General features: G+C 64.5%; 15 protein-coding genes and 1 pseudogene. 10 read left to right on the top strand and 6 right to left on the bottom strand.

What is annotated here, in order from left to right:
• Positions 1-285 precede the first annotated feature (285 nt).
• Positions 286-1,254, bottom strand: coding sequence for a D-alanyl-D-alanine carboxypeptidase family protein (locus NLY33_RS04180; protein WP_023707757.1), 969 nt, complete (start codon positions 1,252-1,254; stop codon positions 286-288).
• A gap of 267 nt (positions 1,255-1,521) precedes the next feature.
• Between NLY33_RS04180 and NLY33_RS04175 the strand changes: the two genes are divergently transcribed.
• The 4 genes from NLY33_RS04175 to NLY33_RS04160 all read left to right on the top strand — a co-directional run bounded on the left by NLY33_RS04175 (position 1,522) and on the right by NLY33_RS04160 (position 6,008).
• The gene (locus NLY33_RS04175; protein ID WP_023707758.1) at positions 1,522-3,333 is read left to right on the top strand and encodes a methyl-accepting chemotaxis protein; all 1,812 of its coding nucleotides are present in this window, start codon (positions 1,522-1,524) and stop codon (positions 3,331-3,333) included.
• 236 nt (positions 3,334-3,569) lie between these two features.
• Complete coding sequence (locus NLY33_RS04170; RefSeq protein ID WP_023707759.1) at positions 3,570-4,661, top strand: hypothetical protein; 1,092 nt, start codon at positions 3,570-3,572, stop codon at positions 4,659-4,661.
• A gap of 269 nt (positions 4,662-4,930) precedes the next feature.
• The gene (locus NLY33_RS04165; RefSeq protein ID WP_023707760.1) at positions 4,931-5,551 is read left to right on the top strand and encodes a nucleoside triphosphate hydrolase; all 621 of its coding nucleotides are present in this window, start codon (positions 4,931-4,933) and stop codon (positions 5,549-5,551) included.
• Positions 5,552-5,636: 85 nt separating this feature from the next.
• Positions 5,637-6,008: a hypothetical protein gene (locus NLY33_RS04160; protein ID WP_023683605.1), complete on the top strand. Its 372-nt coding sequence runs from the start codon at positions 5,637-5,639 to the stop codon at positions 6,006-6,008.
• A gap of 25 nt (positions 6,009-6,033) precedes the next feature.
• Here NLY33_RS04160 and NLY33_RS04155 read toward each other — a convergent pair whose 3' ends face one another.
• From NLY33_RS04155 to NLY33_RS04145, 3 genes are all read right to left on the bottom strand, one after another.
• On the bottom strand, positions 6,034-6,738 hold the full coding sequence (locus NLY33_RS04155) for a glutathione S-transferase family protein (protein WP_023707761.1): 705 nt from the start codon (positions 6,736-6,738) through the stop codon (positions 6,034-6,036).
• A 152-nt stretch (positions 6,739-6,890) separates the two neighbouring features.
• Complete coding sequence (locus NLY33_RS04150) at positions 6,891-8,099, bottom strand: beta-ketoacyl-[acyl-carrier-protein] synthase family protein (protein ID WP_023683604.1); 1,209 nt, start codon at positions 8,097-8,099, stop codon at positions 6,891-6,893.
• Positions 8,100-8,104: 5 nt separating this feature from the next.
• Positions 8,105-8,359 carry an acyl carrier protein gene (locus NLY33_RS04145; protein WP_023671226.1) on the bottom strand — a complete coding sequence of 85 codons (255 nt, stop codon included), beginning with the start codon at positions 8,357-8,359 and terminating at the stop codon, positions 8,105-8,107.
• Between the two features lie 214 nt (positions 8,360-8,573).
• Here NLY33_RS04145 and NLY33_RS04140 point away from each other — a divergent pair, with 214 nt between their 5' ends.
• The 5 genes from NLY33_RS04140 to NLY33_RS04120 are packed head-to-tail and all read left to right on the top strand — an operon-like array spanning position 8,574 to position 10,946.
• Positions 8,574-9,416, top strand: a complete 843-nt coding sequence (locus tag NLY33_RS04140; RefSeq protein WP_023707762.1) for an urease accessory protein UreD — start codon at positions 8,574-8,576, stop codon at positions 9,414-9,416.
• A gap of 30 nt (positions 9,417-9,446) precedes the next feature.
• Complete coding sequence (locus NLY33_RS04135; RefSeq protein ID WP_023707763.1) at positions 9,447-9,749, top strand: urease subunit gamma; 303 nt, start codon at positions 9,447-9,449, stop codon at positions 9,747-9,749.
• A gap of 11 nt (positions 9,750-9,760) precedes the next feature.
• Positions 9,761-10,015 (top strand): DUF1272 domain-containing protein, encoded by a 255-nt coding sequence (locus NLY33_RS04130; RefSeq protein ID WP_023671229.1) that lies wholly within the window; start codon positions 9,761-9,763, stop codon positions 10,013-10,015.
• 29 nt (positions 10,016-10,044) lie between these two features.
• Positions 10,045-10,632 (top strand): HupE/UreJ family protein, encoded by a 588-nt coding sequence (locus tag NLY33_RS04125; RefSeq protein ID WP_023707764.1) that lies wholly within the window; start codon positions 10,045-10,047, stop codon positions 10,630-10,632.
• 8 nt (positions 10,633-10,640) lie between these two features.
• Entirely contained in the window at positions 10,641-10,946 is a 306-nt protein-coding gene (locus tag NLY33_RS04120) for an urease subunit beta (RefSeq protein ID WP_023671231.1), read from the top strand.
• Positions 10,947-10,972: 26 nt separating this feature from the next.
• Here the strand turns inward: NLY33_RS04120 and NLY33_RS04115 are convergent, their stop codons facing one another.
• Both NLY33_RS04115 and NLY33_RS04110 read right to left on the bottom strand, forming a co-directional pair.
• Entirely contained in the window at positions 10,973-11,470 is a 498-nt protein-coding gene (locus NLY33_RS04115; RefSeq protein ID WP_023689155.1) for a hypothetical protein, read from the bottom strand.
• Positions 11,471-11,593: 123 nt separating this feature from the next.
• On the bottom strand, positions 11,594-11,956 hold the full coding sequence (locus tag NLY33_RS04110) for a hypothetical protein (protein WP_023671233.1): 363 nt from the start codon (positions 11,954-11,956) through the stop codon (positions 11,594-11,596).
• Positions 11,957-12,136: 180 nt separating this feature from the next.
• On the opposite strand from NLY33_RS04110, the pseudogene ureC reads away from it, so the two are divergent.
• Positions 12,137-13,848, top strand: a pseudogene (ureC, locus tag NLY33_RS04105) (urease subunit alpha).
• The last annotated feature ends 19 nt before the right edge of the window (positions 13,849-13,867 follow it).

Genomic DNA, 13,867 nt, shown 5'->3' with positions numbered 1-13,867 from the left:
CTCGCCTGCTGGTCGGCAACCAGACCGCCGAAGTGCTGTTGCCGACGGAGGTCGCGCCTGCTGCAGAGTTAAGATGAGGCAGCGATCCTTCACGACCCCCCTCTGTCCTGCCGGACATCTCCCCCTCAAGGGGGGAGATCAGATGTTGCCATGGCTTCGCCAAACACGAAAAAGAGGCGAGACGCCGAAGCTGCTAATCTCCCCACTTGAGGGGGAGATGGCCGGCAGGCCAGAGGGGGGTGCTGTCCCGCCGCGTTTCAGAGTTCCTCCACCCAACGACGGGTTCTATTGCGGCGGTAAACCAGGCAACTGCGACCCCTGCGCCGGCAAACCAGGCGGCGGCAGGCCGGGCGACGCGGCCGGCTGATCTCCCGCAAACATCAGCCGCGTCTTCGTATCGGCCAGCATCGGCGAAAGACTGCGCTGGATCAGCGCTTCGACATGGTCGTTGCGCTGGCGTGCGCTGTCGGCGCCCATCACCACGACGATCAGATGCCGGCCGTCGGCATTGTAGGACGTGACGATATTGTAGCCGGATGCCCTGATATAGCCGGTCTTGATGCCGTCGACGCCGCGCACCCGGCCGAGCATGTCGTTGTGGCCGCGCACCAGCCGGCCGCGGAACATGAAGTCGCTTTCGGAGAAATAGTGGAACTGCTGCGGGAAGCGGGCGCGCAGCGCCATCCCCAGCGTCGCCATGTCGCGCGCCGATGTGTGCTGGCCATCGTCGGGCAGGCCGGAGGCATTGCGGAAGACGGTGCTGCTCATGCCGATCTGGCGCGCCTTGGACGTCATCATGGCGGCGAATTGGTCCTCCGAGCCGCCGAGATATTCGCCCACCGCCACCGCCACGTCATTGGCCGACTTGACCACGATCGCCCGGATCGCCGAATCGACATCGATGCTCTCGCCGCGCTTGAAGCGCAATTTGGTCGGCGGCTGCCGGGCGGCATTGTCGGAGACCGGGATCTGCGTTTCCTTCGAGACGCGGCCGGACTCCAGCGCCTCGAACAGCAGATACAGCGTCATCATCTTGGTCAGCGACGCCGGATAGCGTTGCGCCCTCGAACTGACTTCGAACAGCGTCTTGCCACTGCCGGCATCGACGACGATGGCCGCATATTTCTCCTGCGGCGCCGGCACCGCCAGCACGCTGTCGGGCGGTGCGGTGGTGCTGCAGCCGGCCACGAAGACAAGCAGCAGGAGGGCTGCGAGAAATTTCTGGGCGGGGGAGGGGAAATGGAAATTTGGCAAGTCAAGTCCGGCGTTGCTGAGAGGGCCGGAACCTAGCCTAACCCATTGTGTTCGTCCATTTGGTTAACGGCGGAGCTGCCGATGACGCTGCCAATCTCCCCCGCAAGGGGGGAGATCAGATGTCGCTTCGGCTTCGCCAACCATCGGCGCTGAAACGGCAACCTCGACATCCGCCCACCCGCCCCGAAATCGCCTGCTTCCTGTCCTGTTTTGCCTGCGGGGTCGCGGTGCTGCTATAGAGGCGGCAATTGCTTGGGGGATTTGACAATGACCGGTGACATCGGCGCGGCTGCGCCATCTCTTATCAGGGCTTCGCTCAGCCGCACCGGCAAATGGGCCGGCAGCGTCGCCTTTATCGGCGGTGCGGCCTCCGACATCCTCAATCCGCTGGCGCCATTCGCCGCCTATATCGCGCTGCTCGCTTCGGTTGCCGCGGCCATCATCGCCATTGCCATCGTTCTGCGGCTGGTGCTGGCCGCCAAAGCGCTCCCGGCGCTGATCTTTGCCACCAGCGCTGCCGCCGTCGCCGGCGGCGTCTATGGCCTGCAGCAGCAGACCAATTCGCAGAACGGTGTGATCGCCGGCCTGGTGCCGGCCATCGCCGACCTGCAGCAGCAGATGGGCATCGTCTCGGCCAGGGTGGCCAGGATCGAGCAAACGGTAACCGAGACGAAGCTGGCGGTCGATCAGGTCAAGCAATCGACCGACGCGGTGGCGAAGAAGACCGAGGAAATTGCGTCGACCCAGCAGCAGCAGGCTGAGCAGGGCGCGCAGACGCAAAAGTCGGTAGAGGCGGTCAAGCAGACGACCGAAACGCTCGCTGCCGGCCAGCAGAAACAGGCGGAGCAGGCGGACAAGCTTCAGGCGACCACCGATCAGATCGCCGCCTCGATCGACACCATCGCCAAGGGCTTTGCCGCATTGGCCGCGCAGGGCGGGACGATCGCCGAGCCGAAGCGGCCGGACGAATTCTATCACAATGCCCGCGTCTACGAGCTGTCCGGCGACATGCTGAATGCGCGGCGCTCCTATCTCGCTTTCGCCGGTTTCGACGTCGACGCCGTCGATCCCTACACACGCTTCGCCACCCTGCTGCGCGTGCAGGACGGCAAGGCCGGCGCCCGCGAAGTGTTCGGCGCCCTGGCCGACAAGGCCAAGGCGCTGTCGATCAAGCTGGTCCATATCCTGCAGTTCGACGATGCCCAACGTCTCGACAAGCTCAACGCCTTCATCGCGGCCAATCCGGATTTCGCACCGGCCTATTACCTGCTCGCGCAGGAGTTTTCCGAGGATCGCCTCGGCGTCCAGTCGCTGTCCGACAAGCGCAGCGAGGCCGAGGCGCTGACCAGGTTCGTCTCCTATGAAAAGGAAGGCGGGCTGCTCAAATATTTCGTCGACCAGACGCAGCTCGCCGACTGGCTCGACCGCAGCCGTACCCGCCTGACGGCGCTTGGCGACGTGCTCGACCCAGCACGCTTTGCCCCGACGCTGACGCCGATGCGCTCCAATGCCGGCTGGACGATCTCCATCTCGCTCCCCGAGGCCGCGACCGGCATTTCCTGGCGCATGGGTGTGTCAGGTCCGTTCACCGACACCGGGCTGATGGCGATGAACGACCAGCGCACCGGCAAGCCGATGCCCAATCCGAGCTTCGAATTGCCCGACAGCACCACGGCCACCACCATCGGGGTCAAATATCTCGATCTCAGGGGCCGCGAGACCGGGCCGTTCGACATAAGTTTCGATCCGGACGCGGCGCTGCAACAGGGCAACAAACAGATCCTCGACCAGTTCTGGACGTCGTGGATCGCCTTCGACGCCAGCGGCAATCACGGCCTGGTCTATTTCTCCCAGATGCTGTCATTCCGCTGCGGCATCAAGGAGGTGCGCTACAGCCTGAACGGCACGGCGCTCGACAAGGAGATCAAGCTGCCGCCTTGCGACAAGAAGGACCCCTACGCCATTCCTTATGACTACCAGCCTTACTTCAAGGTCGCCGACAACGTGACATCGATGGCGGTGCAGGTCACCTACACCGACGGCACCAAGTCGCCGGTCCGGGAGTACAAACGGCAGTAGGCGTCCACCCTCCCCCATGTGGGGAGGGTCGATCCGCGTAGCGGATCGGGGTGGGGGTCCTTGTAGGGCGCTACCCCCACCCCGTCGATCGATCTCCGCTTCGCTCCGATCGCTCGCCGACCCTCCCCACAAGGGGGAGGGTAAAAATCGCCCTGATGCAAAATGCCGGTCGCTGTGCTTGCGCATCCCTCGCGGAGCGGGTTTGTTCGCTGCCATCAGAATCAGCAGGTGCGCGGATGGATACGGTCACGATCAAGGCAAAGGGCATTTCGGTCACGCTCGATCTCACTGTCGGCCATATCGCCGACATAACGGTCGACAGCGATGGCCGCCAGCTGAAGCCGCTGCACCGCGCGCCCTGGATCGATGCCGGCGAGACGCTGCCGCCGGATCTGCCTCAAGGCACGGTGCGGCTGTCGGGCGATTTCCTATGCGCACCGTTTTCGGCCAGCGACATCGAGGCCGCACCGCTGCATGGCTGGCCGGCCAACAGCCCCTGGGATGTCACCGTCAGCGAAGCGACATCCGACGGCTGGCGGGCCGTCTTCCGGTTGCGCCGCACGGTGATGGGCGCGACGGTCGACAAGATCTTCACGCTCCGCAACAGTCATCCCTTCCTCTATCAGGAGCATGTCTTTTCCGGCGGTTCCGGAGCGGTCTCCGCCGCCCACCATCCGATGGCGGCGATGCGCGATGGCGGCCGGCTGGCCTTTTCGCCGAAGCGCTTTGCCGGGACACTGGACGCACCGCTGGAGCCCGATCCGGCCCGCGGCCGCTTCAAGCTTTTCTATCCCGCCCGCTCGACCGATCTGACGCGCTTTCCAGCCACTGGCGGCGGCACGCTCGATCTCACCGACTACCGCATGGAGGATGAGCGCGAGGATTTCATCACCCTGGTCGAAGCCGATCATGACGGTCCGGGCTGGACGGCGCTGGCGCGCCGGGCCGAACAGGATCTGGTGCTGGTGCTGAAGAACCCGGCGGAGCTTCCGGTCACCATGCTGTGGTTCAGCAATGGCGGCCGCGACTACGCGCCGTGGAGCAGCCGCCATCGCGGCGTGCTCGGCATCGAGGACGGCCGCGCCGCCATCGGCCATGCCGCATCGATCGACGACAATTGGCTGAAGCGCGAAGGGGTCGCGACCGCTTTTACCCTCGGCGGCGAAGTCTCCTTCCGCCATGTCATCGGCACGCTGCCGCTGGCGAGCGGCGAGCCGCCGCGCGCTATCGGGACAGCCTCAGGTCACATGCATCTCACCGGAGCCGATGGTTCGACCCGCGATGTCGCATTCGACAGCGATTTCCTGCGGATCGGCCAGCCCGGCTGATTTTCGAACGCTGGCCCTGCCCCTCACCTGCCTGCCGGCATCCTCGACACACGGCACATGGAGCTTGTCCGCCGCACCGCCGCGCCAACCAATCTGCTTGGCGCTGCGGCGGACGCATAGGGGGAGAAGTGTTACCCATCTATCGGCTGCACACCGGCAGGGCGACGAGGGGCAGCGCTGACGTGGCGGATGTCGTGAGATTGCCCAAATCGCGGTTTGAAATTTCCTCAAACTGCCGACAAGATGCAAAGCATAACTGGAAGCGCCCAATGTCCGAAATCGCCCATCTCGCCGCCACCATCTTCAAGCGCGCTGGCAAGGCGAAACGCTTCATCGTCGCCATTGCCGGCCCGCCCGGCGCCGGCAAGTCGACGCTCTCGGCCGGCCTGCATGATCTGTTGCCGGAGGGCGCGGCTGAAGTCGTGCCGATGGACGGCTTCCACTATGACGACATCGTGCTCGACCAGCGCGGCCTGCGGTCAAGAAAGGGCGCGCCGGAGTCTTTCGACTTCGCCGGCTTCGAGACGCTGTTGAAGCGCATCCGTTCGGGCGAGCCAGACATCGCCATTCCGGTGTTCGACCGCAGCATGGAATTGTCGCGCGCCGCCGCCTCCATCGTTGCCGCCGAGACCAAGTTCATCCTGGTCGAAGGCAATTACCTCCTGCTGGACGAGGAGCCGTGGTCGCGGCTGGCGCCGCTGTTCGACTTCACCATCTTTGTCGATGTGCCGCGTGCCGAACTCGAGCGCCGCCTTCTGGTGCGCTGGCACGAGCATGGCCGCTCCGACGAAGACGCCCGCGCCTGGATCGCTTCCAACGACATGCCCAACATCGATCGCGTGCTCGGCCGTCGCAGGTCCGCCGACCTGGTTGTTGGCGATCCCGCATAGTTCGCTGGACTTCGGAACGGGAACCTTAAGACTTTCAGGTCGTTATCTCTCATCGGCAATCGTGCCGCCGTGAGGGAACCGTCAGATGGCAACCAAGGCAAAAACACCCGCCAAGAGCAAGACCGCTCAACCCAAAGCCAGGCAGGCAAAGGCCACGCAGGCGAAGGCAGGCGCCGGCCCGGCGATCGCCGAGCGGTCCAAGGACGCAAAGCCGGCTTTCGGCAAAGCGGCGCCAAAGAAGGTAGAACCGGTGGCGACGGCAAAGGTGACGGCGAAAACCGCCAAACCCAAGAAGCCGGCAAGCAGCGGCTCGGTGGCCGGCGGCGCGATGCGCACCGTCAAGGCGACCGCCAATGTCGCCGCTGGTGCGGTGGCGGCGACAGCCAGGGGCGCTGCGTCGCTCGCTGCGTCCGTCATCGGCAAGGGCGGCTCGAAAAGCAAGGCCAAGGCGAAATAGACCCGGCTGCTTCGGCTGGCCGAGGTCAATTCCTGGCGGGAATGGTCAGGCCGCGCTGCACCGCGGGCCGCGCCAGCCCGCGCTCCAGCCATGCCGCGACGGTGGGGAAGTCGTCGAAGCCGACGAGTTCGCGCGCCTCGTAGAAGCCGATCAGATTGCGCACCCAGCCCAGCATCGAAATGTCGGCGATGGTATAGTCGTCGTCCATGATCCAGGTTCGACCCTTCAGCCGCGTCTCCAGCACCCCGATCAGCCGCCGCGATTCATTGCGGTAGCGATCCAGCGGCCGCTTGTCGGCGATCTCGCGTCCGGCGAATTTGTTGAAAAACCCGACCTGTCCGAAAATCGGCCCGATCGCCGCCATCTGGAAGAACACCCATTGGATGGTCTCGTAGCGCCGCGCCGGATCGGCAGGGATCAGCTTGCCGGTCTTGTCGGTGAGGTAGAGCAGGATGGCGCCGGATTCGAACAGGCCGAATGGCCTGCCGCCCGGCCCGTCGGGGTCGATGACCGCGGGTATCTTGCCGTTCGGGTTCAGCGACAGGAATTCCGGCGTCCAGCTCTGGTCCTTGCCGATATCCACCAGATGCGCCTCGTAGGGGAGGCCGAGTTCTTCCAGCGCGATCGAGACTTTCACCCCATTCGGCGTCGTCGCGGAATAGAGCTGCAGGCGGTCGGGGTGGCTGGCCGGCCAGCGCTTGGTGATCGGAAAGGCGGACAGGTCGGTCATCGAAAGCTCCGGTCGGGAATTTGGCGCGGTATCGCGCCGTCTGGCGAGTTGCGAAGGATTATCCTCGGCTTCTTTGCCGATCAACCGGTCGAAGGTGCACACACCGTCTTCGCAGTCATTCAGGGCCAGTCGCTCAGGCCAGTCGCTTGCCGTCAGACCGCCTTGAACGCCACCACGGCATTGGTGCCGCCGAAGGCAAAACCGTTGCTGATCGCCGCGCGCACCTTGCGCTCGCGCGCCACATTCGGCGTGATGTCGAGATCGCAGTCGGGGTCGGCCTGCCGGAAATTGGCCGTCGGCGGCACGATGCCTTCGCGGATCGCCATCACGCAGGCGATCATTTCCAGGCCGCCCGAGGCGCCGAGGCAATGGGCATGCATGGACTTGGTCGACGACACCGACAGCTTGTAGGCATGGTCGCCGAAGACGCGCTTGATTGCCGCCGTCTCGATCTGGTCGTTGGCCTTGGTGCCGGTGCCGTGGGCGTTGAGATAATCGACGTCCTCGGGATTGAGCCCGGCGTCCGCCAGGCAGGCGCGCATCGCCGCAGTCGGTCCCTCGACAGTCGGCGCGACGATATCGGAAGCGTCGGCGGAAAGGCCGGCTCCGGCAAATTCGGCCAGAATGGTCGCGCCGCGGGCCATGGCGTGTTCATACGTTTCCAGCACCGCCATTCCAGCACCTTCGCCGAGCGACAGGCCCTGGCGATCGGCCGAGAACGGCCGGCAGGTATCGGGCGCCAGCACCCTCAGGGCTTCCCAGCCTTTCAGGATGCCCCAGAGCAGCGGCGCGTCGGTGCCGCCGGCGACCATGACATCGGCGCGGCCGAGCCGGATCTGGTCGACCGCCGAGGCAAAGGCATGATTCGACGACGAACAGGCCGAAGTGACGCCGAACACCGGCCCGCGCAGGCCGAGATTCATACTGACATGGCCGGACGCCGCACTCGGCATCACTTTCGGCACGGTGAAGATGCCGGCCCGGTTCTTGCCGTCGACCAGGATGGCGCGGTAGTTCTCCTCGATCGCCTCCCAGCCGCAGACGCCGACGCCGACGACCGCGCCCATCCGGTAGGTGGTTGCTTCATTCGATGTCAGGCCGGCATGCTGCATGGCTTCGCGCGCGGCAATCGTCGCCAAAAGGCTGAAGCGGTCCATCGACACGGTCTGCTTGTGGCTGATGCCATGGTCGGGCAGCGTCTTGATTTCGCAGCCGACCTTGACCTTCAAATCATGCAAACCGGGATTGCTGATTTGACCGATGGCCGATCGGCCGGCCCGCATTTCGTTCCAGATTGCAGGCGCATTGGCGCCGAGCCCGCATATGCCGCCGATGCCGGTAATGACGACGCGCTTTTGCATTCAGCTCAGGCTTTTTTCGCAATCAGCGCGCGAACAGCCTCAACCATATCGCCGACATTCTTGAGATTGCTCCAGGCATCGACCGTGTTCATCTCGATCTCGATGCCGTACTGCTCCTCGAGATCGAAGATGATCTCGGTCAGTTCCAGGGAATGGATGCCAAGCGCGGTCAATTCCGTATTGGTGGTGATCTCTTCGCCACCGGGCTCCGCATGTGCCCTGATCTTGGCGATGATTTCCGTTGCCAGCTCGTCAGCCATTCGATTCCTTCCCCAATTTTATAACGTCGCGGTGCCGATTGGTTGGCGCCCCTGTTGCCTGGACTGAAATCGCCGTCGCCTTCAAAAACCCGCCAGGCGCAGCATGACCGTTCCAAAGAGGCTCCCTCTATAGAAACGGAAACGCTGTCAAGCAACAAGCTATATCAACAAGCACCATATCGACAAAGCGCCGGGAGTGCTTAACGTTAGCGCCATGGATACGTTGCAGCATGTCTTGATCCCGGCTCTTCCGGCCCAGCGCGCGGCCGGGGCGGCCCGGCTTGCGTGCGGCGTCGGGGACGGACGCACCCGGCTTTTGCGCCTCTATCAGGACGGCTCGGCCAAAATCCGCATGCCGGCCGTTGCAGCCGATCCGCTCGAAGCCGTGCTCATCAACACCGCCGGCGGCCTGACCGGCGGCGACCGGCTCGGCTGGGAAATCGATGTCGGGCCAGGTGCCTCCGCCTCGATAACCACCCAGGCCTGCGAAAAGATCTATCGTGCCGCTAGCGACCGCGCCGAAGTTCGGGTGAAGCTCAGCGTCGGCGCGGGCGGGCGTATCGCCTGGCTGCCCCAGGAAACCATCGTCTTCGACCGCTCGGCCTTTGCCCGCACGCTCGAGGTCGAGCTTGCCGCAGGCGCCGAGGCATTGCTGCTTGAAGCCACCATATTCGGCCGCCTCGCCATGGGCGAAGAGGCCGCGCACGGCCATTTCCACGACCGTTGGCGTGTCCGCCAGGATGGTGCGCTCGTTCATGCCGAGGATTTCCGCATCGGGCCGGCTATCGCGGCGGCACTTGGCCGCCCGGCGGTCGCCGGCGGCGCCATTGCCGCTGCGACGCTGCTGATGGTCTCGCCGCAGGCCGAAGCCTTGCTCGATCCGGCCCGCGACATCGTCGGCGCCGACGGCGATGCCAGCGCCTGGAGCGTCAAAAAATCTGGCAAGCTTCTTGCGAGGCTGTTTGCCGAGGACGGCTACCAGCTGCGCAAGCGGCTGGTTCCGCTCGTCGAACTGCTCAACGGGCGGGCGGGTCTGCCCAAATTATGGTCACTCTGAGCCAAATACAGGCCAAATCCAGGAAAGCGCATGAACCTGACGCCGCGTGAAAAGGACAAGCTGCTCATCGCCATGGCGGCGATCGTGGCGCGCAAGCGGCTGGGACGCGGCGTCAAGCTCAATCACCCCGAAGCGATCGCGCTGATCACCGATTTCGTCGTCGAGGGCGCCCGCGACGGCCGCCCGGTCGCCGAACTGATGGAGGCCGGCGCCCATGTCATCACCCGCGCGCAGGTGATGGAAGGCATCGCCGAGATGATCCACGACGTGCAGGTCGAGGCGACCTTTCCCGACGGCACCAAGCTGGTGACCGTTCACGAACCGATCAGGTGAGGAGAAAAACGATGCTGGAGCTGCGACCGAATTGCGAATGCTGCGACAAGGACCTGCCGCCGGAAGCGGCGGACGCGCTGATCTGCACCTTTGAATGCACCTTCTGCGCTGACTGCGCTGAACATGTGCTGGGCGGCGTCTGCCCGAACTGCGGCGGCAATTTTTCCGCACGCCCGATCCGCCCAGTGGAGAAACTGGTGAAATATCCGGCCTCGACCCAACGCGTGCTCAAGGCCGAGGGCTGCGGCCCGCGCAAGGCTGCGTGATTGTTTTCGTGACTTCGAAGGGAAGACCGATGATCTCTGCTTCAACCAAACGCACCACGCTTGCAGCGATCCTGCTGCTGGCGGCGGCGATGCCCGCCTATGCCCATGTCGGCATCGGCACCACCTCGTCCTTCGCGGCGGGCTTCGCGCATCCGCTGTCCGGCCTCGACCATATGACCGTCATGGTCGCCGTCGGCCTGTGGGCGGCGCTCAAGGGCGGCAAGGCGATCTGGGCCTGGCCGCTGGCCTTTGTCGGCGTAATGCTGGTCGGCGGCGCGCTCGGCATGCTCCACGTGCCGGTGCCTTTCGTCGAACCGGGCATCCTTGCCTCCGTCGTCGCGCTTGGCTTTCTGGTGGCGTTGGCGGTCGATCTGCCGGTCTCGGCCGGAGTCGCCATCATTGGCCTGTTCGCGCTGTTCCATGGCCATGCCCACGGCACCGAAGTGCCGGAAAATGCAGGTGGGCTTGACTATATGGCCGGCTTTGCCGTTGCCACCGCACTTCTCCATGCCATGGGCATCGCTGCCGGCCTTGGCCTCGGCATGCGCTTTCGCGGGCTTGCCCGCGCCGCAGGTGCTGCCTGTGCTGCCGTCGGCCTGGTCTTCGGCGTTTTGTGAGGCTAACGATGATTCCCGGCGAAATCATCACGGCAAGCGGCGACATCGAGCTCAACAAGGGGCTGCCGACGGTGACGCTGAAGGTGGCCAACAGCGGCGACCGGCCGATCCAGGTCGGCAGCCACTACCATTTCTTCGAGACCAATGAGGGGTTGAAATTCGATCGCGACAAAGCGCGCGGCATGCGTCTGGACATTGCCGCCGGCACCGCGATGCGCTTCGAACCGGGACAAGAGCGGGACGTCACGCTGGTGCCGTTCGGAGGAAAACGCGAGGTCTACGGTTTTCAGCAGAAGATCATGGGCAGGCTGTGAGATCGACGGGGTCGGGCGCCCTGAGGTCAGTTCGACGGCCTGGCCGCCGCGTAGATGACGATTCTTGCCGAGCCGTCGAATTCCACCGCAAGGACGTCTTCCGTAAGCACGCGCCGCGAATCGATGGCGTTGAACAGCAAGGCGTTGGCGTCGATCTCCTTGCGCAGTTCCGCAATGTCGTCCTGATGCTGTTCGACCTTGCTCTCGACCGCCGGCGGCGGGCCGCCTTCGCTGCGCGCCGCGTCGGTGAGGAAGACGATATCCACAGTATCGAGCTTGGACGTCTTGCGCACGGCGCCGATGTTCTCACGCGTCCGCTCGATCGCGGTGATGATCTTGTTGGTCTGTGGTTCCGTCCGCGCCTCCTCCTGCCGGACATCGGAGCCGACGATCCTGTTGACGGTGTCGGCCCGGTTGACGGCGTCAGCGCTTTCAAGACCTTGCGCGGCTTGCGGGCCGAAAGCTGCGAGAAATGTGCAGGCAGCAAGGCTCTGGAGCCATCTGGTGTCGGCAAAGACAGGCATTGCTCACTCCTGGTGGACTTTTCTGTGCAACGCCGTTCGGCGCCAAAGGAACGAAACGCCTCCTGTCGGGCGAAGGTTCCCTGTGGGCTGGCGGGCCGGGTGCCGGCCCGCCAAGCGCTTCTTTCAGCTTGCCTTCTTGGTGACAAGGGTCAGCGCGCCATCGGTGGTCATGCTGGCGGCGACCACCTGTGCCGAGGTGAGCCCCTTGGCTTCGAGCGCCGACTTGATCTGCGGCGTCGCGTCGATCGAAGAGCGCAGTTTCTGCAGCCCGGCATCGCCACGCTGGGCGATCACCTGATTGACCTGCGTCTGGGTGGCCTTGGGCAATTCGCTGATATCGACGATGTTGACCTTCTGGATCGCCGGCGCCGCCGGCTGAGCGCTGGGCGCCGCCGGCTTCGGTTGCGGCGTGGGCTGTTGCTGGGCGCCGGCTACGGTTGCGGAGGCCAGCGTGGCGGCGGCTGCAAGAACGATGATTTTGCGCATGTATTTTCCTTTCATCGATTTGGCCAAGGGTTTGGCAAACGGGCGGTTTGGGGTGGCACGTCCACCTCAACGGCCAAATGGGATCAGAAGGTGTCGCCAAGCGGGTCATTGCATGACCATTGGATGGCGACGATGTGGAGTTCGGCTGCGGCCGGACTCTCGTTTGGGGAGCATTGACTGATGGCTAGAATTACCCGCGCCGCCTACGCGCAGATGTATGGCCCGACGGTCGGCGACAGAGTGCGCCTGGCCGACACCGAGCTGTTTATCGAGGTTGAAAAGGACCTCACCGTCCATGGCGAGGAGGTGAAATTCGGCGGCGGCAAGGTCATCCGCGACGGCATGGGCCAGAGCCAGGTGTCGCGCGCCGGCGGCGCGGTCGACACGGTCATCACCAACGCGCTGGTGGTCGATGCCACGGCCGGCATCTTCAAGGCCGATATAGGTCTCAGGGACGGCCGCATCGCGGCGATCGGCAAGGCCGGCAATCCCGACACGCAGGACGGCGTCACCATCATCATCGGCCCCGGTACAGAGATCATCGCCGGCGAGGGCAAGATCCTCACCGCCGGCGGCTTCGACGCGCACATCCACTTCATCTGTCCGCAGCAGATCGACGAAGCGCTGATGTCGGGCATCACCACCATGCTCGGCGGCGGCACCGGCCCGGCGCATGGCACGCTGGCCACCACCTGCACGCCCGGACCCTGGCACATGGCGCGCATGATCCAGTCCTCCGACGCTTTCCCGATGAACATCGGCCTGTCCGGAAAGGGCAACGCCTCGCTGCCGGCAGCGCTGGAGGAAATGGTGCTGGGCGGGGCCTGCTCGCTGAAGCTGCACGAGGACTGGGGGACGACGCCGGCGGCCATCGATTGCTGCCTGTCGGTTGCCGACGATTACGACGTGCAGGTGATGATCCACACCGACACGCTGAACGAATCCGGCTTTGTGGAGAACACCGTCGCCGCCATCAAGGGCCGCACCATCCACGCCTTCCACACCGAAGGCGCCGGCGGCGGCCATGCGCCCGATATCATCAAGGTCTGCGGCCTGCCCAACGTCATTCCGTCTTCGACCAACCCGACGCGGCCCTACACCGTCAACACGCTGGCCGAGCATCTCGACATGCTGATGGTCTGCCACCATCTGTCGCCGTCGATCCCTGAAGACATCGCCTTTGCCGAAAGCCGTATCCGCAAGGAGACCATCGCGGCGGAAGACATTCTGCACGATATCGGCGCCTTCTCGATCATCTCGTCGGACTCGCAGGCCATGGGCCGTGTCGGCGAGGTGGCGATCCGCACCTGGCAGACCGCCGACAAGATGAAGCGCCAGCGCGGGTCATTGCCGCAGGAGACCGGCAACAACGACAATTTCCGCGTCCGCCGCTACATCGCCAAATACACCATCAACCCGGCCATCGCGCATGGGCTGTCCAGGGACATCGGGTCGATCGCGGTCGGCAAGCGCGCCGATCTGGTGCTGTGGAACCCAGCCTTCTTCGGCGTCAAACCGGACATGGTGCTGATCGGCGGCATGATAGCCGCAGCCCCGATGGGCGACCCCAACGCCTCTATCCCGACCCCCAGCCCATGCACTACCGCCCGATGTTCGGCGCCTATGGCAAGGCCAGGACCAACTCGTCGGTGACCTTCGTTTCCAAGGCGGCGCTGGAGTCCGGCCTGCATGGCAGGCTCGGCGTCGACAAGCAGTTCGTCGCGGTCGAAAATACCCGTGGCGGCATCGGCAAGCACTCGATGATCCTCAACGACGCCACGCCGCATATCGAGGTCGATCCCGAAACCTATGAGGTTCGCGCCGATGGCGAGCTACTGACCTGCGAGCCGGCAAGCGTGCTACCGATGGCGCAGCGGTATTTCCTGTTTTGAGGCGAGGGGCGATTTGATC

The organism is Mesorhizobium sp. C432A, from assembly GCF_030323145.1.
Taxonomy (GTDB): domain Bacteria; phylum Pseudomonadota; class Alphaproteobacteria; order Rhizobiales; family Rhizobiaceae; genus Mesorhizobium.
Note: the sequence above shows the minus strand (reverse complement) of the source record. Positions and strands in the feature narration are given on the sequence as shown.